At 38.8% G+C, this 23,686-nt stretch carries 18 protein-coding genes and 2 pseudogenes; 3 read left to right on the top strand and 17 right to left on the bottom strand.

The annotated features are described in order from the left end of the window. Positions 1-14: 14 nt before the first annotated feature. From rny to V192_RS19950, 3 genes and pseudogenes are all read right to left on the bottom strand, one after another. Positions 15-1,571, bottom strand: coding sequence for a ribonuclease Y (rny, locus tag V192_RS0110865; protein WP_025871645.1), 1,557 nt, complete (start codon positions 1,569-1,571; stop codon positions 15-17). Positions 1,572-1,830: 259 nt separating this feature from the next. After that, positions 1,831-2,880, bottom strand: a complete 1,050-nt coding sequence (gene recA / locus V192_RS0110860) for a recombinase RecA (RefSeq protein WP_010762249.1) — start codon at positions 2,878-2,880, stop codon at positions 1,831-1,833. A 107-nt stretch (positions 2,881-2,987) separates the two neighbouring features. Then, a pseudogene (locus V192_RS19950) lies at positions 2,988-4,234 on the bottom strand (competence/damage-inducible protein A). Between the two features lie 182 nt (positions 4,235-4,416). Here V192_RS19950 and V192_RS0110850 point away from each other — a divergent pair. Beyond that, positions 4,417-5,592 carry a hypothetical protein gene (locus V192_RS0110850; protein WP_025871641.1) on the top strand — a complete coding sequence of 392 codons (1,176 nt, stop codon included), beginning with the start codon at positions 4,417-4,419 and terminating at the stop codon, positions 5,590-5,592. Between the two features lie 61 nt (positions 5,593-5,653). Here V192_RS0110850 and V192_RS0110845 read toward each other — a convergent pair whose 3' ends face one another. From V192_RS0110845 to V192_RS0110830, 4 genes are all read right to left on the bottom strand, one after another. Continuing rightward, on the bottom strand, positions 5,654-6,442 hold the full coding sequence (locus V192_RS0110845; RefSeq protein ID WP_025871639.1) for a TraX family protein: 789 nt from the start codon (positions 6,440-6,442) through the stop codon (positions 5,654-5,656). A gap of 303 nt (positions 6,443-6,745) precedes the next feature. Next, positions 6,746-7,369, bottom strand: coding sequence for an NAD(P)-dependent oxidoreductase (locus V192_RS0110840; protein ID WP_029948226.1), 624 nt, complete (start codon positions 7,367-7,369; stop codon positions 6,746-6,748). A gap of 68 nt (positions 7,370-7,437) precedes the next feature. Beyond that, on the bottom strand, positions 7,438-7,860 hold the full coding sequence (locus V192_RS0110835; RefSeq protein WP_025871635.1) for an Rrf2 family transcriptional regulator: 423 nt from the start codon (positions 7,858-7,860) through the stop codon (positions 7,438-7,440). A 90-nt stretch (positions 7,861-7,950) separates the two neighbouring features. Beyond that, positions 7,951-8,790, bottom strand: coding sequence for a helix-turn-helix domain-containing protein (locus tag V192_RS0110830; RefSeq protein WP_025871633.1), 840 nt, complete (start codon positions 8,788-8,790; stop codon positions 7,951-7,953). An 89-nt stretch (positions 8,791-8,879) separates the two neighbouring features. Here V192_RS0110830 and V192_RS0110825 point away from each other — a divergent pair, with 89 nt between their 5' ends. Beyond that, positions 8,880-10,058: an MFS transporter gene (locus V192_RS0110825; protein WP_025871631.1), complete on the top strand. Its 1,179-nt coding sequence runs from the start codon at positions 8,880-8,882 to the stop codon at positions 10,056-10,058. Between the two features lie 70 nt (positions 10,059-10,128). On the opposite strand, the pseudogene V192_RS19945 reads toward V192_RS0110825, so the two are convergent. From V192_RS19945 to V192_RS21250, 8 genes and pseudogenes are all read right to left on the bottom strand, one after another. Next, positions 10,129-13,125: pseudogene (locus V192_RS19945) on the bottom strand (polysaccharide lyase 8 family protein). Between the two features lie 134 nt (positions 13,126-13,259). Beyond that, positions 13,260-14,063: a gluconate 5-dehydrogenase gene (locus V192_RS0110810; protein ID WP_025871629.1), complete on the bottom strand. Its 804-nt coding sequence runs from the start codon at positions 14,061-14,063 to the stop codon at positions 13,260-13,262. 15 nt (positions 14,064-14,078) lie between these two features. Beyond that, positions 14,079-14,921 (bottom strand): 5-dehydro-4-deoxy-D-glucuronate isomerase, encoded by an 843-nt coding sequence (gene kduI / locus V192_RS0110805; protein WP_025871627.1) that lies wholly within the window; start codon positions 14,919-14,921, stop codon positions 14,079-14,081. 13 nt (positions 14,922-14,934) lie between these two features. Next, the gene (locus V192_RS0110800) at positions 14,935-15,942 is read right to left on the bottom strand and encodes a sugar kinase (RefSeq protein ID WP_025871624.1); all 1,008 of its coding nucleotides are present in this window, start codon (positions 15,940-15,942) and stop codon (positions 14,935-14,937) included. 4 nt (positions 15,943-15,946) lie between these two features. Continuing rightward, on the bottom strand, positions 15,947-16,591 hold the full coding sequence (locus V192_RS0110795) for a bifunctional 4-hydroxy-2-oxoglutarate aldolase/2-dehydro-3-deoxy-phosphogluconate aldolase (RefSeq protein ID WP_025871622.1): 645 nt from the start codon (positions 16,589-16,591) through the stop codon (positions 15,947-15,949). Positions 16,592-16,615: 24 nt separating this feature from the next. Further along, positions 16,616-17,416 (bottom strand): PTS system mannose/fructose/sorbose family transporter subunit IID, encoded by an 801-nt coding sequence (locus V192_RS0110790; RefSeq protein WP_025871620.1) that lies wholly within the window; start codon positions 17,414-17,416, stop codon positions 16,616-16,618. After that, positions 17,409-18,200, bottom strand: a complete 792-nt coding sequence (locus tag V192_RS0110785) for a PTS mannose/fructose/sorbose/N-acetylgalactosamine transporter subunit IIC (RefSeq protein ID WP_025871618.1) — start codon at positions 18,198-18,200, stop codon at positions 17,409-17,411. The genes V192_RS0110790 and V192_RS0110785 overlap by 8 nt, the downstream gene beginning before the upstream one ends. Before the next feature lie 407 nt (positions 18,201-18,607). Next, entirely contained in the window at positions 18,608-19,534 is a 927-nt protein-coding gene (locus V192_RS21250) for a PTS sugar transporter subunit IIAB (protein WP_128080814.1), read from the bottom strand. 234 nt (positions 19,535-19,768) lie between these two features. Between V192_RS21250 and V192_RS0110775 the strand changes: the two genes are divergently transcribed. Then, a complete protein-coding gene (locus V192_RS0110775) occupies positions 19,769-20,476 on the top strand; it encodes a GntR family transcriptional regulator (RefSeq protein ID WP_025871614.1) in 708 nt (235 codons plus the stop codon). An 86-nt stretch (positions 20,477-20,562) separates the two neighbouring features. Here the strand turns inward: V192_RS0110775 and V192_RS0110770 are convergent, their stop codons facing one another. Both V192_RS0110770 and V192_RS0110765 read right to left on the bottom strand, forming a co-directional pair. Continuing rightward, positions 20,563-22,344, bottom strand: a complete 1,782-nt coding sequence (locus V192_RS0110770) for a glycoside hydrolase family 35 protein (RefSeq protein ID WP_025871612.1) — start codon at positions 22,342-22,344, stop codon at positions 20,563-20,565. Between the two features lie 12 nt (positions 22,345-22,356). Continuing rightward, a complete protein-coding gene (locus V192_RS0110765) occupies positions 22,357-23,520 on the bottom strand; it encodes a glycoside hydrolase family 88 protein (protein ID WP_025871610.1) in 1,164 nt (387 codons plus the stop codon). Positions 23,521-23,686: the final 166 nt, after the last annotated feature.

Raw genomic sequence — 23,686 nt, 5'->3', positions numbered from 1 at the left:
TTTGTTTATTTCATTTATTTCGCATAGTCTACTGCACGAGTTTCCCGGATAACCGTCACTTTGATGTGACCTGGGTAATCTAGGTCATCTTCGATCTTCTTGCGAATATCTCTAACTAAACGAACTGCTTCTAAATCTGTAATTTCATCTGGTTTAACCATGACACGAACTTCACGTCCAGCTTGTACAGCGAAACTAGATTCCACTCCTTCGAATCCATTAGAAATATTTTCTAAGTTTTCTAAGCGGCGAATGTAATTTTCCATTGACTCGCTACGAGCTCCTGGTCTAGCAGCTGATAACGCATCTGCTGCTGCAACTAATACAGAAATAACTGACGTTGCTTCCACATCACCATGATGGGATGCAATCGCATTGATCACAGTTGAATTTTCTTTGTATTTAGCAGCCAGTTCAGCGCCAATCTCAACGTGAGAGCCTTCGATTTCATGATCTAGTGCTTTTCCGATATCATGTAATAACCCGGCACGTTTTGCTAATTGAATATCTTCGCCGATTTCAGCGGCTAGGACACCTGTTAATTTCGCAACTTCGATCGAGTGGTTCAATACGTTTTGACCATAACTTGTACGGAAACGTAAACGACCTAAAATCTTGATCAAATCAGGATGTAACGTGTGCGCACCGACTTCAAAAGCAGCTTGCTCACCATATTCACGGATACGTTCATCCATTTCTTTACGAGATTTTTCAACCATTTCTTCAATACGGGCTGGATGAATCCGACCGTCTTGAATCAATTTTTCAAGAGTCATTCGAGCGATTTCTCTACGAATTGGATCAAATCCTGAAAGTACCACAGCTTCCGGCGTATCATCAATAATCAAGTCGATTCCTGTTAAGGTCTCTAATGTACGAATGTTACGTCCTTCACGGCCGATGATTCTTCCTTTCATCTCATCGTTTGGTAAACTAACAACCGAAACAGTTGTTTCGGATACTGAATCAGCTGCACAGCGTTGAATCGCCAGAGAGAGCAAGTTTTTGGCCTTCCGATCTGACTCTTCTTTCGCACGTTGTTCAGATTCTTTAACCATTACTGTTAATTCATGACTTAATTCTTCTTCTGTTGATTTCATGATGATATCTTTTGCTTCATCTTTAGATAGTGAAGCAATACGTTCTATTTCTTGATGTTGCTTTTCAACTAGTTCTTCTACATCTTTTTCTCGCTCATCAATTAATTGCTGTCTAGCACCAAGTTTCTCTTCTTTTTCTTCCAGTGAGTTTTCACGTTTTTCAAGAGAGTCATCTTTACGATCTAATGTTTGTTCTCTTTGTAATAAACGATTTTCTTGAGATTTAAGTTCTACTTTGCTTTCTTTCAACTCACTTTCAATTTCTGACCGATACTTCTGGTTTTCTTCCATAGCTTTTAATAAAGCTTCTTTTTTCAGAGTCTCTGCTTCTTTGTTGGCACTTTCGATTATGCCTTCTGCTGAGGACTTTGCACCATCTATAGCCTTTTCATGACGTGATTTTGCAACGACTAACCCTAAACCAAGACCGACAACTAAACCGATGATAGCGAGGAGAATTCCTAAAACCATTGTTTCCACCTCCGTACTATCTTCAAATTTTCAATATTCATGTAGTTTTCTGATAAACTATAATCAATTATCAATATGCCTACTTGCATACGTGTTTTGCACACAACTTTATTCTAATGTTTGTACACCAGTGTGTCAACTCAAAAAAAGCCCTTTCCAGATGAAAGAGCTATATGAGGCGAAAGAAAATAATTCTATAAAAAAACAAACCAATCAAAAGCGTTAAATCGCTTTGATTGGTTTACTTTCTAACGCTATATTACTCTTCGTCAAGCGGAAGCTCTTCTTGTGCTTGTTCTTCTTCCACGATCGCTGTGCCATCGCCAATACCAAAGGCATCACGAACTCGTTTAGAGACTTCTTCTACCATTTCTGGGTGCTCAGTCATATACACTTTGACATTTTCACGACCTTGGCCGATTCGCTCTTCTTTATAGCTGTACCATGCACCACTCTTGTCGACAATATCTTTTTCGACAGCCATATCAAGTAATTCTCCTTCTTGAGAAATCCCTTGACCGTACATAATATCTACTTCAGCAACTTTAAATGGCGGAGCAACTTTATTTTTAACAACTTTGATTTTTGTGCGGTTACCAATGATGTCTGTTCCTTGTTTTAATTGTTCTGCACGTCTTACTTCTAAACGAACAGTGGCATAAAATTTCAAGGCACGTCCACCTGGTGTTGTTTCAGGGTTACCAAACATCACGCCGACTTTTTCACGAATTTGGTTGATGAAGATCGCAATCGTCTTCGTCTTATTGATTGAACCTGAAAGCTTACGTAAGGCCTGTGACATCAAACGTGCTTGCAAACCAACGTGACTTGCCCCCATCTCACCATCGATCTCTGCACGGGGTACTAGGGCTGCTACAGAGTCAATAACAACGATATCGATCGCACCACTGGAAACTAACGCGTCTGCAATTTCTAATCCTTGTTCACCAGTATCTGGTTGTGAAAGAAGTAGTTCATCGATATTTACACCTAATGCTTGTGCATATTGAGGATCTAAAGCGTGCTCTGCATCGATAAAGGCAGCTGTTCCGCCTTGTTGTTGCACCGATGCGATTGCATGCAGGGCAACAGTCGTTTTACCAGAACTTTCTGGTCCATACACTTCAACGATCCGTCCACGAGGATAACCGCCAACGCCTAAAGCCACATCCAATGCTAGCGAGCCACTAGGAATAGTCGAAATTTGTTGATCGATCTTTTCCCCTAATTTCATTACTGAACCTTTACCAAAGTTCTTTTCGATTTTTTTTAATGCGGCATCTAAGGCCACTTTACGATCATCTGCCAATCGATAATCCTCCTTATATATAAACGATTTAAATTCCTTTTCAATAAATATATCATAACTGGTTTATTTAAAAAAAGCAAGAGAAAAACGAACAAACATTCGCCTTTTTAATTTTCCTTATCAACTGCTCTTCGAATCAGGTCCAAGCCTTTCATCACAGCGCTTTGACGAATATACTTTCGATCACGATTAAAATGTTGGAGCACAGCAATAGTTGGTTGCCCCTTTTCTGCTAGAGCGATCCAAACAGTTCCTGCTGGTTGTCCCTCTAACTCATCAGGACCTGCTACTCCTGTAAAAGACACAGCAAAATCTGCATTTGCTAATTGTCTTGCTTGTTCTGCCATCGCGATTGCACAAGCTTCACTTACCGTCCCTTCTTTTTCAAGCATTTTAGGATCGATGCCTAAAAATCTGCTTTTATCTCAGCAGAATAAGTGACAAAGCCTCCCTTAAATACTTCTGAAACACCAGAGATGTCTCCTAAAGTACTTTGAAAAAGTCCAGCTGTTAAACTTTCTGCCGCTGTTACCGTTTTTCCATATTTCTTTAGGGCATCGACTGTAACTTTTACTAAACTGTTTTCGTCACCATATCCATAGAAATACTCACCGACTTTAGCCATGACCTCAGCTTCCAACTGATCCAATAGCTGCTGACCTGTTCGCTCATCAGCTATCTTGGCTGTTAAACGTAATGTCACTTCGTTTGGTTTAGCGTAAGGCGCGATCGTAGGATTGGTTTGCGTATCGATCAGCTCTTTTAGTTCTGTCACTAATTGCGATTCGCCGATCCCATAAAACCTCAAAACTCTGGAAATCAACTGCTCCGCTTGTGGGAAAAGCTCTTCTAGTAACGGACGGGCGTTTTGCTGAAACATCGGTTTTAACTCATTGGGAGGTCCTGGTAATAGCAGATAAGTCGTTTCATTTTCGGTGATCAATGTCCCCACAGCCAACCCTGTAGGATTTTGAACAGCGATCCCTCCATCAATCATCAACGTCTGTCTTAAATTATTTTCGGTCATTTTATTTTTTGAAAACTTGAAAAATTCATGAAGACGAGTAAGCGCCTGTTGATCTTGAACTAAAGAACGATCAATATGCTCCGCTACAGTATCCTTAGTTAAATCATCATCTGTCGGTCCTAATCCACCACATAAAACGATCAAGTCGCTACGATTCTCAGCCTCAACTAACAACTGTTCCAAGCGCTGCGGATTGTCTCCTACAACGGTATGATAATACACCTCAATTCCTAAATCTGCTAATTCTTCTGATAGAAAAGTCGCATTCGTATTAACGACTTGCCCTAATAACAACTCTGTACCAACTGCAATGATCTCTGCTTTCATTTTTCTCCTCTTCTCTAATAAGATACGTAAACGATTCTTATTTCATTTTATCACAGGAAATTTTTTTGTTGCTATCAAACGGCTCCATCCGCTTTATAATTTAAAACAGTGATATATTTATCATTTACATAATAATATGATACAATTTGTTTATACACAAAAAAAGGAGGAATAATGAAAATATGTTTGCATTTATTGGTTTATTAAGTTTCTTAGGATTAGCTGCAGGTTGTATTTTATTCGCAAAAGCACTTGTAAAAAAACAAGATCGGAGAAGACCGTCGATTCTAGCTGGCATCAGCTTAGTATTGCTGATCGGAGCATTTACTTTAGATTCTCCAAAACCAAAAATAGAACTGACTGAGTCATCTATAGAAACAGACATTCAAGGAACCGCAATAATCGAAGGAAAAACAAATAAGCAAAGCCAGATCAGTATCGATGGGGAAAAAATCAAAACAAAAGATGGAAAATTTTCATATAAAACAACTCTAAAAGACGATCAACCGCAAAAACTAACTTTTGTCGCTTCCATCGGTGATACGGATAAAGCCGCAACGATCGAAGTCAAACCATCAAAAGAGTTCGTCGCTTTTTTAAATGAAGAAAAACAAGACCAAGAAATAGTAGAAAAAGCTGAAACTGCCTTAGTTTTGGCCGAAAGTAAACCCACACAAAAAAATTATGATGAAGCTGTAACTCGTATTACCTCTCTAACTAAAGAGCGAGACGACTTCACCAAGCGTTTAGCAATCATAAAAGAAAATGTACCGATTTACGAAGCTGTTGAACTGGCGGAAACAAAACAAACAAAAGAACAGGTCGATTCAGCAACTGCTTTAGTAGCGAAAGCAACCTTAAATAAAGACTCTTTATTAAAACGTTTAACAACTGTTCAACAAAAAATCACTGAAAAAGAGAAGACAGAAAAACAAATCGCCTCAGCTCGTGAAGCCGTAGAAAAAGCTGAACAGGAACCAACGGATGATCATTACAACCAAGCAATTGCTAAAATCAAAGAACTGCCAAATGGCAATGCTGACTTAACAAGCCGAGCAAACAACGTAAAACAAACACTTACAGCACAAAAAGAAGAAGCAAAAAAAGTAGCTGAAGCACAAAAGAAAGCCGAGCAAGACGCCCAAAAAGCAGCTGCCGAACAACAAGCGCAAGCCGCAGCTGCCGCTCAAACACCTGAAACTCCTGCACCAGATACACAAGGAACCGGAGAAATGGTTCTAGTTACTCGGACAGGCGAAAAATACCATAATCGAAAATGTGGAAATGGAACCTACACTCCAGCAACATTAGAAGAGGCACAAGCCAGAGGGCTAACACCTTGCTCTAAATGCTATTAGAATTATATAGATAAAAAATAGGCACTTCCAATCGGAGGAAGGCCTATTTTTTACCAATAAATCAATGCATAAATATATATGCTGAGATCAAATACAAAATCCAAATATGCAATGGATAGAAGAAATAAAAGAAGTTCTTCATTCCTTTTCCTTTTTCACCATTAAATAATAGAATAGGAATCACAGCAAAAATCATCATCCATTGTGTTGATCCTTGGAAAAAGAACAACACTGCAACCAGAGTAATCATCAAACATTGCAGCCAACGTTGGTTTTTAGCTAGATACATCAATGGAATCAACAAGACCATTACACTATTTTCAGCGAATAATAATGCTGGAATAAAATTCGCTCCCCAAACCGCTACCATGATTGTGCTTGGATCGGACATGAGCATCATTAAAACCCCAGAAGACACGATTGGAAGTACCATAATAACGATTCCCATGATTACCTTACTAAACTTTTTAGTTGAACGACCTTCAGCGATTTTATCGATACCGTACATCATCAGCGTTCCTACTAAAAGATCACGAAAAATATTATTCATCAACTGTACTTCTTCATACCCAACGATTTTTTGTAAAAAGAAACTTCCCAGCGTCATAAGTACCATGCCTAAATACAGGCGCATCATATATTTTTCTTTACTTCTCGTATGACTAAAACCAACCACACTAACAAAGAAAAAAAGTGTCGCAACAGGTCTACCAAACCAATCCAACCAATTCGGTGCGCCCATCGAAACAAACATTTGATGAATATGATCGATAAACATCAAAACGATCCCCATTAGTTTTAAGTCAAATGTCGTAAACCCTTTAAACTTACTTGTTGCTAAATTATCCATTATTATACACTCCTCACTAACCTAACGTATTATATAATAAAGGACCCTTTTTCACCTTAGAATATCCTTTCAATCATCTATCATTTTTGTCACGCTATATAATTAGGCAAAAAAATGGAGTCCGGGACAAAACTAAAAATCAGTTTTGTTCCGGGCTCTAAATCCGAATAAACGGTGGAATCAGAAGCAATCCCTTCGGAAATAAGCTGACATTCACAAAAATTTGAAGAGCAATTTTCGTGAATTCCTTCTTATTTCTCGGGATTAAACACTTCTGACCCAACCTCCATTCACATTTTCTATTTATTGATGAACGCTAAAACGTTGGTTTGGATGCGCATTTTTCTCGATCTCATCTACCATCGCAATCGCATAATCTGCATAAGAGATATAGCTCTTACCATCTTTATCTGTTTCTAACTCTTCACCAGCAGCAACATATTTACCTGTTGCTGGGCCTTCAGTATCAAATTCTGCAGCTGGGCTGATGTACGTCCAGTTCAGATTTTTGGCCCCTTTAATCAAGTCTAATCCTTTACCCATAGCAGTTGCTAGTGGTTTAAAGGCTTCTGGGAAATCTGGTGTTTCACTTAAATGTAGCGTGTGTTCCGGATTTACAAATAGGCTTCCAGCGCCACCGACTACTAGTAAACGTGTTTTTTGATTTGTTAAAATATCAATCAAATGTTGCGTTGATCCAGTAAATTCACTGACATCGCCCCAGAACCCTAAAGCACTGACTAAAACATCAAAATCTTTTACATCTTCTGTGGTTAATTTGTATACATCTTTTTCGATAACCGGTGTCCCATCAGTGATTTTTGCTGCATCACGAACGATTGCTGTCACATCTAACCCGCGTTTTTTTGCTTCTTTCAAAATTGCTGAACCTGCTTTACCGTTTGCTCCTAAAATTGCTACTTTCATGTTTATCTTCCTTTCTTCTAATGAAACTTTTTTTGTTACATTTAAATTTAAAAAGAGAAGAGACACATCTAAGTCTCTTGCTGCTTGATTTGATGAATCACATCAGATAAGGCAATCTCTTTTAATTCTGTTTCCATACTTTGCTGTACTTTACTATACTGTTCTTCTAAAACAGACTGGATATTTGCTCCAACAAGGCAGTTCGGATTAGGATTTTGATGAATGTTGAACACTTCATGATCTAACTCGACCGCTTCATAAACATCATAAAGAGAAATATCTTCTGGTTTTTTCAACAAATAGGTTTGAGTTGCGCCTCTGCTTGTATGAATGAGTCCAGCTTTTTTTAGCTTGCTCATCAATCGTCTGACAACAACTGGATTGGTATTTACACTTGATGCGATCAATTCAGAATTGACACGATCGGGTGGTCCGATTTCGATCAAACTGAGAATATGGATCGCCACACTTAATTTCGTCGACATGGCCATGTCTATCACTCCAACTCTTAGTAACATTCTAAGTTACATTTAAATATTACTGCGATTGATTGTAATTGTCAATAGATAAGATTCAATTATTTAGCTCGTGTACGCAACTAATGACTGAACGAATGATTCATAGCCTAACTCAAGCAGTAAATCCGTAAGATCAGAATAGGAACGATTTCGATAGCGCTCCCCTTTTCCATGCAAAATTTTTTCAATAAATATATCACTGATCAATTCTTGGTAAACTTTATTTTTTTGTTGAGAATATTGTTTTGCTTTTCTTAAATAAAAAATAGCCTTTTCTGGTAATTCAGCATCTAGCAATAATTGACCCATATTTAAAGAGAGATGAATTTTTATATTGTTCTCTTTAGTGAATCCTTCATACTTCGCAAATTCTTTTATCGCTCGATCATATAGAAATATCGCTTCCTCTACATCAAATAAGCGTAAAAAATTATTCAAACGGCGAAAATCAAAAAATAACCAGTTTTCCAAATTAAATAATATCGGACGCATGTAGGTAGTGATTTCCTCTAGTGTTAAAACTGCCGTTAAATTATTGTCGATCAAAGCCAATTGCGACAGTAAAAACAGTTCATAAAACTCTGTACTTTCCTCTTTGTTTTCTGCAATTTGTTTAGAAACTACCTGAAGCTCTTTTTTATTCTGATAATTTTCCGCTTTCACTAGCTTCTGGTAGTAATGATCATAACGACTTGGTAGAAAATTTCTATCAATGTAAATAAATTCGTCTAATGTAACGGTCAATCGGTCTAATAATTTTAAAACCTTATCGAAACTTGGAATATATAGCTGATTCTCAAATCTAGATAGGTTGGAACGACTCATAACTCCTCTGCATAATTCTTCTTGGCTGATCGCTCTAGAAATTCGAATACTTTTGATTGTTTTACCAAAATGTGGCATGCTCATCCCTCCGTTTGTGAGTATACGCAACAAAAAAGTGATTTGTTTTTATCATGGTACCATACCCTAGAACTTAATAGGAGGATATTATGATAAAGAAATTGACTATCGAGGTAAAAGTATTGCTTTTAGGAATTTTATTTACTAGGACGGCCTTATTTATGAGCACTCCATTTTTAGCGATCTATCTTTCAAATCGTCTTCACTTTTCTGCACTTGAGATTGGTTACATCATTGGAATTGCTCCTTTGATCAATGTTTTAGGAAGTCCTTTAGGTGGAATCTTATCTGACCGACTAAACACTCGTACGATTCTCACTTATATTCCTATCTTGTGGGGCTTAGTTTTTAGCGGCTTCTTTTTCGCAAAACCTTTTCTTGTGTTTTTACTGTTAAATGCCCTTAACGGATTGTGTTATGTTATTTTTGAGCCAACTTCTAAAAAAATGTTATCCCTACTTTCAACACCCGATCAACGCATCTTTGTTTATAATTTCAGATATGCTGCGATCAATATCGGGGCATTTTTAGGTCCTTTACTTAGCTTGTTGCTGAATACTAAATATTCTCTTCATTCCTACTTATTACTAGGAATTTTATACATTTTTTGTGGTATTCTGAATGGCTTAGTTCTAAAGTCTGTGCCGAGCGAAAAAAAGAACAGTGCTCCTTCTGTCGCAGCTAAAATGAAAGCCAACAAAATTCGCTTGCTTCCTTATCTGCTTTTGTTAGTAGGTATCGCCTTTTCTTATTTTGGATACGCCCAGTTCAATTCAACTGTTCCACAATTTTTTGCTAATAGTAAGCTTTTTGATTCTGGTGTCATGTTGTATAGTTTTCTTCTGTCGCTAAATGCTGCGATGATTTTACTTTTACAGCTGCCAGTTTTGAAATTTACTAAATCACTGTCTTCTTATTCAGTTATAATCCTTAGCAATGCTCTTTTTTGCATCAGTTTATGGTTACTCCCACAAGCAACTCATTTGTTCGGTCTTTTATGTATTGTATTAGCCTATAGTTTAGGGGAATTATTACTAGGTTCACGGTTCGATTATTTGATTGATTCACTTGCACCAAGCAAGCAAAAAGGGCTTTATTTTGGACTAGCAGAATTAACAAAATTAGGTAACTCCCTAGGTCCTGTAGTTGGTGCTTACTTGATCGATTGGTTGTCTATGGATCATTATCAGACAATCTTTTTAATACTTGGTATGATCACATTAAGTGGACTTCCTTTGATTCGACTGAGCTCCTATTTTTCAAAATAAAAAAACACCTTTCAGCTATTTAACTTCTCATGATTAAAGAAGAATAAGTTGAAAGGCGTTTATTGAATGGTTATTCTACAACAATTTGTTTACTGCTACCTGCTGAATTTTCAAAATGAATAGTAAATGTTTCGGTAGCTTCATCATAGGTGATTCCATCACTTAGTGTCAAAATCTGTTTGAAATCTTTCGGTAATTTAACACTCATCACAGCATTTGACTGCGTTGGATCTGCTAATACATAGGTTTTCTTTCCTGCATTCGTTTTTCTTAGCAAAGAAATGGCCTTGTTGGAAGTGATACCAGCAACACTTCCACCCGTCTCTTTCCAGATATTCACACCTAGATAATTCGCTTTTTTCAATTCAACCGCTTGGATATCTGCTGAATTAGCTAAGATCGTCACAGGTTTTTCTGCTGCATAATTTTTTAGTCCTACTTCATCGATTCCTGGTAGTGTTACATATGCGTATTGCTCATTCGTTGGATTTTTTCCGTGATCTAGTACAAATTTGCGATAGTTTCCAGTGTATTGATCATTACTCGGAAAAGCTTCATTGATTTCTGTGTACGTCCCTTTACGAATTTCGCTGATTACATCTACTGTTGGATTTTCAGGGAAATAGTAGCCGATATTCGCATTTTCGTGATCTGACTTTAACAATAGCCATTCTTTAGCACTGCGTTCTTTTTCTTGTTGGATCACGCCATTATTTGATAATACTTCATAGGTGTAATTGTCATTTAATAAACGATTATCCACGATTGTTTCGATTGAAGCCGTCGTATCTCCTTTAATTCCCGCACCTAATGCGACGATTTGCCCATCTACCATAAACCACGATTTTTTCCCTTGAAGGTTCATTGGTAAAACAGCGCCATTATTTTTTGTGCCTGCTTTGTTCAGCGCCATTCCTATAACCGCTTGATCCTCTATGGCTACGCCACCAACCCATTTTTCTTTTGAGGTAACGGTCGTAAAGGCCGAGACTTCATCTTTTAACGGTACAGTGTCGACTGTTGTGCCAGGTAATCGATAGGGATCGACTGTTGGCCAGTACGCTGAATTAAATTGCACTTCGTCATCATTATATAAATACAACATACCATCAGCTGTATGCCAGCCGCGTTTATTTTCTTTATTGCCTGCTTCAAATGAAGAAATCCTGCTAGAATATAAGCTTAAGCCCACCATATAATTCTGCGTTCTTTGTACAAAACGGTCCATAGAGGCATACATTTTTGTCCCAATAAACGGTAATGTATCTCCAACAATCGCCGAATCATCTAATACAGACATTGTCATTTGCAAATCATTGTAATCTCTTGCATTCGTTAAATAATATGTTGGATTTTCTTTCATCCAATATTTAGCCGCTTCTTTAAATTTTGTTTGGTATTCTGTTGGAGCAAATTTTGAGACAATCAATAAATTGTACAGTGTTGTAGAGCCATAGCCTACTTTAGTTTTAGCAGGTGCTCTGGAGATCGAACGACCGTTGACAGTAGGTAACATTTCGCCTTGATAAATCAAAGGAATAAACGCTCGATCAACATTTTCCACGAAGGATTGGACGATTTCCGGTTCCATCTCAAATTTAGAGTCTTTAGTAATCGCTAAAATTTGGCCGACTCCTTTCATCAATACGTTTCCATATGAACCTGTATAGGGAATATTGTTATGCTGAATAAACGAGCCATCTTGATAAAAACCATCGCCTTTTGTCACTAATTTAAATACATCGACAATACTGCTTGAGGCTTGGCTGATTTTCCCATCATTTCCTTGTAGAATCCCTAAGGCTAAAACGGTTTGAGCTAAATCAGTTCGGTTAGCGCCCGATGTCACAAAATTAGGAATAAATGCTAAATCGACAAATGTTCCTTGCGCTTTTGTGTACAGCTGTTTAAATGGATCAGGTACATAACCACTCATTGCAGCAGTGTATTGCCGTTGTTTTGCCTGTGGTATTTCGTCTCCAAGAATCATTAAAATACCGATAAATTTTTGAGGTACACCGATCTGCCAATCCCACCAATTACCGTGGTATTTTTTCCCATCGTAGCCTTTTTTTGTCACCATAAAATCTAGCCCGTCATTGATTGCGGCAGCTATTTGCGGATCATGATAAAATGCACTGCCTTTCGTTCCATACGCTAACGCTAGTTTCTGTAATTTCGTAAATTGCGTAGTCAAATCAGCCGATGCGGTATTGCCTTGCTCAATTGGCCAGAGATATGTTCGATTTGGCTCTTTATTCAATGTTTGATACAATTGCTCAGCTTCTTCTGAAAGCTTTTTAACGTAGTCACAACAGTTGTGTTGGTTTCGTCATATTGATCAGAAACTAATTGATTTTTCCATTTTTCTTTTAGTTTAGTATAATCGCTGGCATTATCTTCAACAGGAATACTTCCAACGGCACCGCTACGCATGGAGAGAACATTCAATTTTGACAGATTCCCAAAAAGACGAAGTCCCACATAGCCTTCCCAATCGCCATCGATGGTTGCAGAAGTATTTGGATAAACCACTTCATTGTTTTCATACAAGAGCTGATCATTTAAAAAGGCTTTGATGCTTTTTCCTTCATAACGAATCATTAATTTGTACCGCTGACCTGAAATCAGTTTTGCTCCTGTGATATTCGTGATCCATTTACCTCCAGGTTGCCCTAGCTGCCATTGACCATCACGGTATAAGCGAAAGACTGCCATTTTTTGAATCCTGTAGATCACCACGGAATACCAAACCAAAATTCGTTTGCCCTTCATATAAAAACGTATATTCCAGATCACCTGCGCTTTTTACACCAGCACTTTTATTTAATGAGACCGATTCTAGATTTGCTCCTTGTTTGGTATTCCCTATCGTCAGACCAGAGCTTCCGATCGTTTTGTCAGCCTTTCCCACAACATCCTGCCACTCTCCAAGTTGTTTTGTAAAATCTGATTCGTAAATAGCGGCGTCTGTTTGGGTTATTTCTGTTTCCCCCTCAGCAAAGCTTTCACTACTCAGCCCATAAGAAAAACTACCAATCAAAAACGAACAACCCATTACATACATCATTTTTTTGTGCACATTCATTCTGTTATATCCTCCTTGTCTAAATAAGCAAGCGTTTTCATTCTGATTCAAAATAGAGAACCCACAATACGACTTTACGATCATGGGTTGCTCTTTCTACTATTATAAGCTGATTATGGTTGTTTGCCAATATAGGCTAAAATCCCACCATCTACATATAAAATATGACCATTAACAAAATCTGAAGCACTTGAAGCCAAGAAGACTGCTGGACCACTTAGATCAACTGGTTCTCCCCAACGAGCGGCTGGTGTTCGTCCAACGATAAATTGATCAAATGGGTGACGTTCCCCATTGTCTTGTTTTTCTCTTAGTGGTGCTGTTTGTGGTGTAGCAATATAGCCTGGCCCAATTCCATTACACTGAATATTATATTGACCATATTCAGAAGCGATATTTTTTGTCAGCATTTTTAAGCCGCCTTTTGCAGCTGCATAGGCACTAACTGTTTCACGTCCTAATTCACTCATCATTGAGCAGATATTGATGATTTTGCCGCCGCCTTTTTCGATCATATCTGGAATGACCGCTTTAGCCATGATAAATGGTGCATTCAAATCCACGTCTACCACTTGTCTAAATTCAGCTGCCGACATTTCGATCATCGGGATACGCTTAATAATCCCCGCATTATTCACTAAAATATCGATTGAGCCAACATCTTCTTTGATTTGTTTGACTGTTGCTTGGACTGCTTCTTCATCGGTCACATCACAAGCATACCCGCGCGCCTCAATCCCTGCTTCTTGGTAAAGCGCGAGTCCTTTATCTACAGATTCCTGAGATAAATTATTAAAAACGATCGTTGCTCCCGCAGTAGCTAATGACTTCGCAATCTCTAAGCCGATACCATGAACGGCTCCTGTTACCAACGCTACTTTACCATCTAAACGAAACATATCCATATTGAATGCCATTTTTATCCCTCTTTTCTATTTTAGTTGATCCATCGGTACCATATCCATGTCTGTATAGGTTATGTTTTCACCGCACATTGACCAGATAAACGTGTAATCCCCAGTTCCCACACCAGAGTGGATCGACCAACTTGGCGAGATAATTGCTTGTTCGTTAGCGACAACTAAATGCTTGGTTTCATCTGGTTTGCCCATCATATGGAATACACGAGTATCTTCACTAGCGTAATCAAAATAAAGATAGGCTTCCATTCGGCGTTCGTGCGTATGACAAGGCATTGTATTCCATGAACTGCCTGGTTCTAAAACGGTATACCCCATTTGAAGCTGACAACTTTCGCAAACATTTGGATGAATGTATTGATAGATTCTGCGCTTATTCAATGACAATGCTTCGCCCGTTTCCATCGGTTTGATTTGGTCAATGCTAATTTTCACATTTGGGTATTTATGATGTGCAGGAACACTATTTACATAAAATTTTGCTGGATTTTTGGGATCATCTGACTGAAAAATCACCTGTTTGGTTTCTTTCCCAATATAATAACCATCTTGCTTTTTCATGGCTTCCGTTTGACCATCGATTGTGATCGCGCCTGGGCCACCGATATTGATTACGCCTAATTCTCGACGTTCTAAGAAATAGTCAACGCCTAATTCTTTCGTTAAAATAATTTCTAATGGTTCTGTTGTTGGTGTTACCCCACCAAAGATCATTCGATCATTGTGTGTATAAGTCAAACTGATTTCACCTGGTGCAAAAACTTTTTCGACTAAAAACTCTCTACGTAATTCTTCCGTTGAATAGTGACGGATGTCTTCTGGGCTATGTGTGTATCTATTGTCCATATTTTGCATGATTCATACTCCTCTATCGAATTATTTTTCCTGAGCCGCACGTTAAAAAATCAGCGACTTCTTCTTTACTAAATTGATTACAATCTCCATAAACTGTATGCTTCAATGCCGCTGCTGCTGTAGCAAAATCTACCATTGCTTGAGGGTTCATTTTTTCCAGCACACCATGTAAAATTCCACCAGCGAAAGCATCACCTGCTCCAACTCGGTCGATGATCGGACTGATTTCATGGATTTCCGATTCATAATAGTGATCATCCTGCCAAATCGTCCCGATCAATTGATTATTGCTAGCTGAATAGACTATTCGTTTCGTTGAGTAAAATAGCTGGATATTTGGAAATTGGTTCTGCATTTGTTCATAATAAAATGCTAACTCCCGCTCTTCATCTCCTGAGCCCTTTGTAATCTCCAATAAATTGACCGCATCCAATTTCCCAGCCGAACAATAGTCAACATAAGGTAACAGCTGTCTGATCGTTTCTCCTGCTTCTTTTTGAGTCCATAATTTACTACGGTAATTGATATCAAAGCTAACTTTACAGCCAAATTTCCGAGCTTGTTTGATCAGTTCCAAAGTCATTGTCTGCCAAGCTTTTGATAACGCTGGCGTAATACCTGAAATATGGAATATATCTACATCATTGAATAAAGTCGCTAAATCCCATTCGAGTCCTTCCATTTCAGCAAAGCTAGAACCCGCTCGATCATAAATAACAGAAGCTGCTCGCTCGCCGATACCTGTTTCCAGATAGTAAGTACCTAATCGTTTACCACCCGTAAGCAGATAACGTGTATCTACTTGATAGCTTCGTAAATGCTTACGAACCGCTTCACCTAAAGCCGTATCCGGGACTTTACTCGCAAAAATAACCTCATGTCCATAGTTTGCCAAAGAAATACCTACGTTGGCCTCACCACCGCCATAATGAGCTTGTAAAGAGTCACTTTGAACTAACCGGTTGCCTGACTGCGTTGAAAAACGCAGCATGATTTCACCTAAAGTAACGACTTTTCCCATTTACTCATCCCTTAATTTCTTTTAATTTTGCTGTGTATTGACGGGCTGTTTCTGTAACCTTTTGAAAATCACCAACTGCCGCCGGTGCTAAAAGATCCCCACCAACGCCAACCGTTACTGCGCCTGCCTTAAACCAGTCAGCCATATTGTCTAAATTGACACCGCCTGTAGGCATAATGCTCGCTTGTGGCATCGGCGCCATAAAAGCAGAAATGATACTGGGACCATACACACTTCCTGGAAATAATTTCACGATATCGGCCCCGCTTTTCATGGCTTCTTGTACTTCAGTGATCGTCATGCAGCCTGGTAAATACGGAACTTGATACAAATTACAAAGCTCCGCCGTTTCTTGATTGAAACTTGGGCTAACGACATATTCAGCACCTGCCATAATTGCTAGGCGAGCTGTTACCGCATCTAGTACCGTTCCTGCACCAATCACAATATCAGAACGATCCCTGTAAACAGCCACTAGTTCCTTGATCACTTCATCTGCTTGCGGCACAGTGAAAGTCAGTTCAATGCCAGTCATTCCACCTTCAATGATCGCGTGGCTAGCCTTTAACGCTTCTTCTTTCGTCCCACCACGTACAACCGCAACCACACCTGTTTTCTCTAAACGAGATAAAATTTCGACTCGTTTCATTTAATCACCTATTCCTTCGTTTTTTTAACCTAAAATTCCAAAGGCACTTAATGCGATCGAAAGGATCAAAATGATCCAAATCACTCGTGTTGAGTTTAATTTCTTTTGTCCTAACATCCAGTAGGTCAAAAGAACCAAAAGAATCGGTACCAATGATGGTAAAATGGCATCTAAGGTATCTTGAATGACTAACTCAACGCCATCTTTTTTATACACAAACGGCACTGTGGCTTTGATCACAGAAGGAATCAGTGCGCCAATTACGGTAACACCTAAGACTGTGGCTGCATTCGTAAACGCAGATAGTTTATCTTTTAAGGTTGTTACTAATTTAACCCCTTGTTTGTATCCAAGTGGCAATAACGCCGCCCGGCCAAACAACAATGCGATATTGGCAATGATCCAAATCACGCAGCCTACAACAGAACCATTTTGCGCAAGTGTTCCGGCAACTGAGCCAAAAATCGTTCCCCAAATCACATGGAATAACGAATCTCCAACACCAGCTAATGAACCCATCAGCGCTGTTTTTAATGCTACGATCGTGTCTTTCGCTTTATACCCATCTTGTTCTTCGATCGCAACATCGATCCCCATGATCAAGTTTCCAAAGATAGCATTTGTATTAAAAAATTGATTATGTGTGCGCATCATATCTTGGAATTGCTTCTCATCATGTCCATAGAATTTTTTTAGCACAGGCAAAATACCATATAGATAACCCGAACTCATCATACGTTCATAGTTCCAGTTCAATTGACTCCCTACAATATAGCGCCAGCTAATGGCATTTAATTCTTGTTTTGTTAGTTTTTGATTACTCATCCCCATCAAATCCCCCTTCAAAGTTGCTTGTACTAGACGCTGTTTGAGTAACTGATTTGTCACTATCTCGTTTAAATACTAGCATTGACGCAACCATCCCAATGATCGAAACACCCAACATCGGCACTTGTAGATAAGCAGCTAAGAAAAAGCCTAAAAGTAAATATGGAATATATTGTTTAGTTGGCAAGTAACGGAGTAAAATCGCTACCCCAACAACTGGCAAAACGCCACCCGCTGTTTTCAAACCAGTCATCAACCACTCTGGTGTGTTTTCAGTAATCGTAGTAACCGCAGCATCTCCGACTAACAACATCAATAAAATCGGAATCGCGCGAGATAACCCCCATAAAAAAGAGCCTGAAAGAACTAAGCGTGGAATCCGTTTGACCTGCATGTTATCGATTGCTTTATCGACACGGTGCAAAAGAAACACATTACAAAACCGAGCAACAACGTCTAATTGAAGCATCAATAAAGATACGGGAACTGCTAAACCGATCCCATATTCTGCTCCTTTTCCAGAAATCACCGCAAAAGCTGTTCCCAGCACTGCCCCCGTAAAATAATCCGGAACAGAAGCACCACCAAACGCCGCAATCCCCAGACGCATAAGCTGTAAAGTCCCTCCGACCATCAACCCTGTTTTAAGATCGCCCATGATCATTCCCGAAATCATTCCGGCAATGGCTGGCTGTGTCAATGTATTTGAAATAAGTGAATCATTGATTGCAATAAAAGCATAAACCGTGATAAGAATAATTTGATACGCCGCTAAATGCATGAATTTTCCTCCTAATTTTAAAAGCGGAACAAATCGGTTCATCCTGTAGAAAATTAGGAAATTGACATTGAAACGTTCCTTGTTTCACTGACCATTTCTCTATTTTCCGAAGGATTGATTTGTGCAGCTAGATAATTTTAAAGCGTAACTGGCTCGTTCATTTCTGACTGAAAAATAGGAAAATATGTTTGTGACGCTTTTAGTCACAGGCAGATTTTATCTTTTTTCCGAAGAACTAGCCCGTGCAGCTAGATATAGTAACAACGTTCCGCCCTGCTCTGACTGAAAAATAGGAAAAATTGACTGTGGCGCTTTTTGCCTCATTCCATTTTTATCTTTTTTCCGAAGAGCTAGCCCGTGCAGCTAGATATGGTAACAACCTTCTCCTCCGCTTCACCTTATATTTTTCAACTTCTTAATTTCTTCATAAAGTCGATCGCTGGATCGTTTGGTACCAATTGTGCTGTGACATTTACTCCTTTTGAAGCAATGGTCTCAAAAATCGCTTCCTCAGCTTCTAAGACCTGAATACTTTTCGTTACTTCACGAGCCCCCTCTTTATAGCTCATATTGCCAACATTGACAGTCTCAATTGATCCGCCGGCATCCAGATACCTCAAAACATCTGTTGGATTTTTGAATAATAGGAAGAGACGTTGTTTCCCGTACTTCCCTGCACAAATATTTTCCGCCGCCTCAGCAACAGGTAACACGGATAGACGCATAGAAGTAGGCGCTGCCATTCTAAGAGAAGACTTTTGCAATGGATCTAAAGCAGCTTCATCATTTGCTACAATAATTCGTTGTGTATCCAAGCTGGTCGACCAAATCCCAGCAACTTGTCCATGAATCAACCGTTCATCGATCCGAGTATTAACAATATTCGCTTGACCAGCATATTCGCTAAAATTACTAAGCTCCGTTTCCAAACTAGCTTCTGTAATATCTTTTTCTGCCTTATTCATACCTGCTTTAACATCGACAATATTTTCTTTAGCTAAACAGACCAGCTCTTTTATGGAAACTTGCTGATTCACGACTGCTTCAATTACAATAGAAAGGGTCATACCGGCAATGATTTCAACGCCTTCTGTATTTAAATAGTTCTTCACAGCAACGTTACAAGGTGTCCCACCTAATAAATCTGCAATAATCAGCGTTGATCCGTTAAGGGCTTTCATTTTTTCATTTAACTCATTTTCAAACTGGATATTATCCCCGTCAGGTCGTAAAGACACGGTATGAATATTTTGCTGTTGTCCGACGATCATCTCGAGACTGACTTTGACTCCTTCAGCCATCCCGCCATGGCTGATCAATACAATATTTTCCACTCGATTCCCTCCTAAAATGCAGGTCCCCCTACTTAACATGTTATGTCTCTTACGAATATACTATAACACATGCTAACTCATCCGTAAACCTAATATCTTAATATGTTGAGTTTTTTATTAAGACTTGACTTATTGTTCGTATTTACTAACAACAAAGAGAATAAAGCAATTGCTAAAGTAAAATTAACATGTTATCCTTAACTAACTATGTCAAGAGAATGGAGGTAAGCACTCGTGCTCCCAAAATATGAACAGATCAAACAAGATCTCTTAAGTGAAATAAAGAATCATACATTCATCCCGGGCGATAAATTCTATTCAGAAGCAGATATCAAACGAAGATATTCAGTCAGCTCCATCACAGCTGTCAAAGCGTTGAATGAATTGACCAGCGCAGGCTATCTTTATCGTATTCAAGGTAAAGGAACCTTTGTCTCAAAATCAAAGGTTTCTCAAAGCGTTAAATTTTCCGATATAGAACTTCATTCTTTAGATACTGAAAAGATTCAAGTGATTTCAGTTGAGGAAGAAAAACAGCCTGAGATTTTAAGAGAACTTGGCTTATCAGCTAATAGCTCCTACTATAAAATCATCCGTGTCCGCTCTTTCGGCGATATTCCTTTTTTAGTTCATATCACTCACTTACCAAAAAAATTGGTTAAAGAACCGATTTCAAACAATCTAGCTGTCTATGCTAGTGTTTATGAACGCGTCCGCAAAGATTTTGATATTGATCTTTTTTCACTAGCTTCTGTAGAAACCAATGAGATCGTCTTCCCTGACGATGCAGAGTTGTTAAATCTATTACAGTTAAGTTTTCGTGAACCAGCAGTTAAACAAATCAAGCATTCCTACTTGCCAGACGGCAGCGTTGCTGAGTACATCGTTAGTTACAAACATTGGAAATATTTCAAAACGAAAATCGAAGTAGAAGCTGAATAAGATGAAAACAAAAGCACCGCCTTATTATTTCTGAAGGTAGTGCTTTTGTTTTATTATTCAAGTGGCTGCTTCGATTTTCCAATCGATTAATTCTTATAAATGGGTCGCTCTGAAAATGTAATTTCTTTGATTTCTTTGCCTTCTGTTTCAAAAATCACGACTTCATTAAGACCTTTTTTCAAAAACTCTTTCGGACAATATAACGAGTGGTTCGGTCCTATGTCCCAATATCGGCCGAGATTGTTGCCATTGACTACAATCACACCTTTCCCATAGTGAGAACAATCGATAAACGTATCCCCTATATCGTTCAACTCCATCTTCACTTGATAAAATGAAGGCTGTTGAGGATTTTTCCCCGCCTGATAATCAATGGCCTGCAATTGTTTTTCTGATAAGGTCAACGGATATTGCTGGTACCCTTGATGAAAATGGATATCTTGCATGATTCCACCACGAATGCCTTTAGACTGCGTTGGGCTATTTAATTTGAAGCCATAATTTACACGGCCGAGATTTTCGACTAAGACATCTAATCTAATTTCCTTTTGATCTACTTGCCCACTTATTACTAGCTCTTCTCCAACTGTTTCTTGGTATTGTGTGGCTTTATATTCACCGTCAACATAGAGTTGAACACGATCGCCGGCTTCTATAATTTTTACTTTATTCTCATGAAAATAGTTTTTTAGATTTGCTGAATAGAGCATATAGCCATACCCGTCACCCGCTTCTTCCATACTTAGCGGATACATTGTCTGCTGAGCCTTGATCATTTTATCTTTCGTTGCAAATAGGGAAACGCTAGCCTTCACAGGATGTGTTCCCAAATGAGTGAATACTTTTTTTCGAGGTTCTGCTTGCCAAACCTCTGGGCAAACTTCTTTGATTGCTTGTTGGACGTGATAATATTTTTCTGTTGGTTCACCCGCTTCAGTCAACAATGCGTCATAATCATAGCTCGTCACCTGCGGCAGATCAAGCAAGCCGCGTGCAGAACAGCCATTGTAAAAACCAAAATTCGTTCCGCCATGAAACATGTATAAATTCAGTGATCCGACTTCCAGCATAGCTTTGACTTCCATAGCTAGATCTTGCCCATCCCGCTTGATGATCGGCTCATTCCAACGGTTAAACCAGCCATCCCAATATTCCATACACATGATTGGCCATTTTTTCCCATGTCGTTCCATAAACTTTCTCATCACTGCGGCGTTTTCCTTTGACTGACTGCCAAAATTCCCTGTCACAAATACATCATCTTCAATCAAAGTGCCTGCATCTAACACTTCTTCCCAGGCTCCATCTGATGTGAACAAAGGTACATCTACCCCAAATTCCTCCATTAATTGTTTTGTTTGACGCAAATATTCCTTTTCCATACCATAAGATCCATATTCATTTTCAACCTGCATCATGATAACAGGACCACCATGAGTTACCTGTAACGGTACTAACTTGGGAATCAAAACGCTAAAATACTGACGAACTTTTTCCATAAAACGAGGATCGGTCGAACGCAGCCGAACTCCTTTTTCTTTCAATAACCAAGCTGGTAAGCCGCCAAATTCCCACTCTGCACAAATATAAACAGAGGGACGTAAAATGACCATTAAACCGATTTGTTGAGCAAGTGTCACAAAGGCTTCAATATTTTTTAAGCCCTCAAAATCATACGTACCTTCGATTGGTTCATGAATGTTCCACGGAATGTAGGTTTCCACCGTATTCGCGCCAAGTGCTTTTAAATTATATAAACTATCTTCCCATTGGGCAGGTGTCATCCGAAAATAATGAATTGCACCACTGATCAATTTGATTGGTTTGCCATCTAGTAAAAAATCTTCTTTTATCTCAAACGTTTGCATTGTCATTCCCCTTTACCAGTATCTTTGCCACTTTGTATTTGCTAATCTGATCAACGCCTCTAAGTAAAAATAATCGCCCCACAAGTTCGGCTCATCGATGCCTTTTCCTTCTGCATGCGCATAAACACCGTGTAGCAACAAGCCTTCATTCTCTGGATCGCTCTTAGCTGAGTAGTGTTCACCCAGTTGATAAATCATACCTTTGGCAATTTCTTCTGCATCTGGGTAAGCATTTAGTTTTTGAGCTTCCAATAATCCGCAGGCAGCGATCGCTAATGAAGAACTATCTTTATCAGAAGGATGTTGATCGTCAAAATCAAAATCCCAATAAGGCACCAGATCTTCTGGTAAGTTTTCCAAAAAGACAGAGACAATATCTGAATAGTTTTCTGGAAACGGGACCGAATGGAGATAACTTTCATTTAACGGAATCCCTAACACTGCCCAGCTTTGTCCTCTTGCCCAGATTGATTCATCACTATTCCCTTGATGCGTCGCGCCATGAGTCGGTTCTCCCGTTTTTGGATCAAAGTAGTAGGTATGAAAAGTCGTTGCATTCTTTCGGATCACGGTCTTCAGCAACGTATTGTAGTGCTTTGCTCCCACAATTGAGTAACGCGGATCACCAGAAATTTCTGTAGCTTGGAATAATAGGGGTAAGTTGATCAACGAATCAATGATCAAACGGTATTCTTTAGGATCGCCATATTGTCCCCATGCTTGGATAAAGTTGCCTTGCTCTTGAAAGCGAGCTAGCAAAACATCTGCTGCTTGCAACAATTCCTTTTTACAACTCTGACTGCCAGTGATTCGATATCCAGCTCCCGCTGACAAGCTGTATAAGAAACCGATATCATGATGATCCAGCACAAAATGGTTGTCTAAACGTTTTTGAAAACTAGCAACATTTGCCATAGCTCGTTCTAAAAATTCTTTGCTCCCTGTCCATTCATAGGCTAACCACAGCATCCCTGTCCAAAAACCATTCGTCCAATCATCATTAGGTTTGATGCGGTATTTGCCATTAGTAGCGCAAGCTGAAGGAAATTGTTCTCCAAAGCGTTCCATGTTTTTCTCAATTTTAGCAATACAGCTATCAATTTGATTCACCAGCCATTGTTGAGATATATTATCCCCTAAACAGATTAGCTTTATTTTATTTTGTTGAAGCTTCATCTTACTCACCTCTCTTAACTTGTTAACATATTAACTAAAAACAGTATAACGTATATAAAAGTAAAAAGCGAACTTTTCTAAAAAATATTCTTTCACAAAAAAAATTCTGAAACAAAACGAGAGATCCGTTTTGTCTCAGAATTGAAATCCTAATAAACAGTGAGAA

The organism is Enterococcus crotali, assembly GCF_000633635.1.
In the GTDB taxonomy this organism is placed as follows: Bacteria; Bacillota; Bacilli; order Lactobacillales; family Enterococcaceae; genus Enterococcus_L; species Enterococcus_L crotali.
This window is presented reverse-complemented; position numbering and strand designations above follow the sequence as displayed.

Excerpts from the sequence above, each read along its gene's own strand:
- V192_RS0110795 (WP_025871622.1), bottom strand. The coding sequence starts at position 16,591 with ATGAAACGAGTCGAAATTTTATCTCGTTTAGAGAAAACAGGTGTGGTT.
- V192_RS0110790 (WP_025871620.1), bottom strand. The coding sequence starts at position 17,416 with ATGAGTAATCAAAAACTAACAAAACAAGAATTAAATGCCATTAGCTGG.
- V192_RS0110800 (WP_025871624.1), bottom strand. The coding sequence starts at position 15,942 with ATGGGAAAAGTCGTTACTTTAGGTGAAATCATGCTGCGTTTTTCAACG.
- V192_RS0110770 (WP_025871612.1), bottom strand. The coding sequence starts at position 22,344 with ATGCAAACGTTTGAGATAAAAGAAGATTTTTTACTAGATGGCAAACCA.
- V192_RS0110835 (WP_025871635.1), bottom strand. The coding sequence starts at position 7,860 with ATGGCCATGTCGACGAAATTAAGTGTGGCGATCCATATTCTCAGTTTG.
- V192_RS0110850 (WP_025871641.1), top strand. The coding sequence starts at position 4,417 with ATGTTTGCATTTATTGGTTTATTAAGTTTCTTAGGATTAGCTGCAGGT.
- V192_RS0110825 (WP_025871631.1), top strand. The coding sequence starts at position 8,880 with ATGATAAAGAAATTGACTATCGAGGTAAAAGTATTGCTTTTAGGAATT.
- V192_RS0110765 (WP_025871610.1), bottom strand. The coding sequence starts at position 23,520 with ATGAAGCTTCAACAAAATAAAATAAAGCTAATCTGTTTAGGGGATAAT.
- kduI (WP_025871627.1), bottom strand. The coding sequence starts at position 14,921 with ATGCAAAATATGGACAATAGATACACACATAGCCCAGAAGACATCCGT.
- V192_RS0110845 (WP_025871639.1), bottom strand. The coding sequence starts at position 6,442 with ATGGATAATTTAGCAACAAGTAAGTTTAAAGGGTTTACGACATTTGAC.
- V192_RS0110785 (WP_025871618.1), bottom strand. The coding sequence starts at position 18,200 with ATGCATTTAGCGGCGTATCAAATTATTCTTATCACGGTTTATGCTTTT.
- V192_RS0110830 (WP_025871633.1), bottom strand. The coding sequence starts at position 8,790 with ATGCCACATTTTGGTAAAACAATCAAAAGTATTCGAATTTCTAGAGCG.
- rny (WP_025871645.1), bottom strand. The coding sequence starts at position 1,571 with ATGGTTTTAGGAATTCTCCTCGCTATCATCGGTTTAGTTGTCGGTCTT.
- V192_RS0110810 (WP_025871629.1), bottom strand. The coding sequence starts at position 14,063 with ATGGCATTCAATATGGATATGTTTCGTTTAGATGGTAAAGTAGCGTTG.
- V192_RS0110840 (WP_029948226.1), bottom strand. The coding sequence starts at position 7,369 with ATGAAAGTAGCAATTTTAGGAGCAAACGGTAAAGCAGGTTCAGCAATT.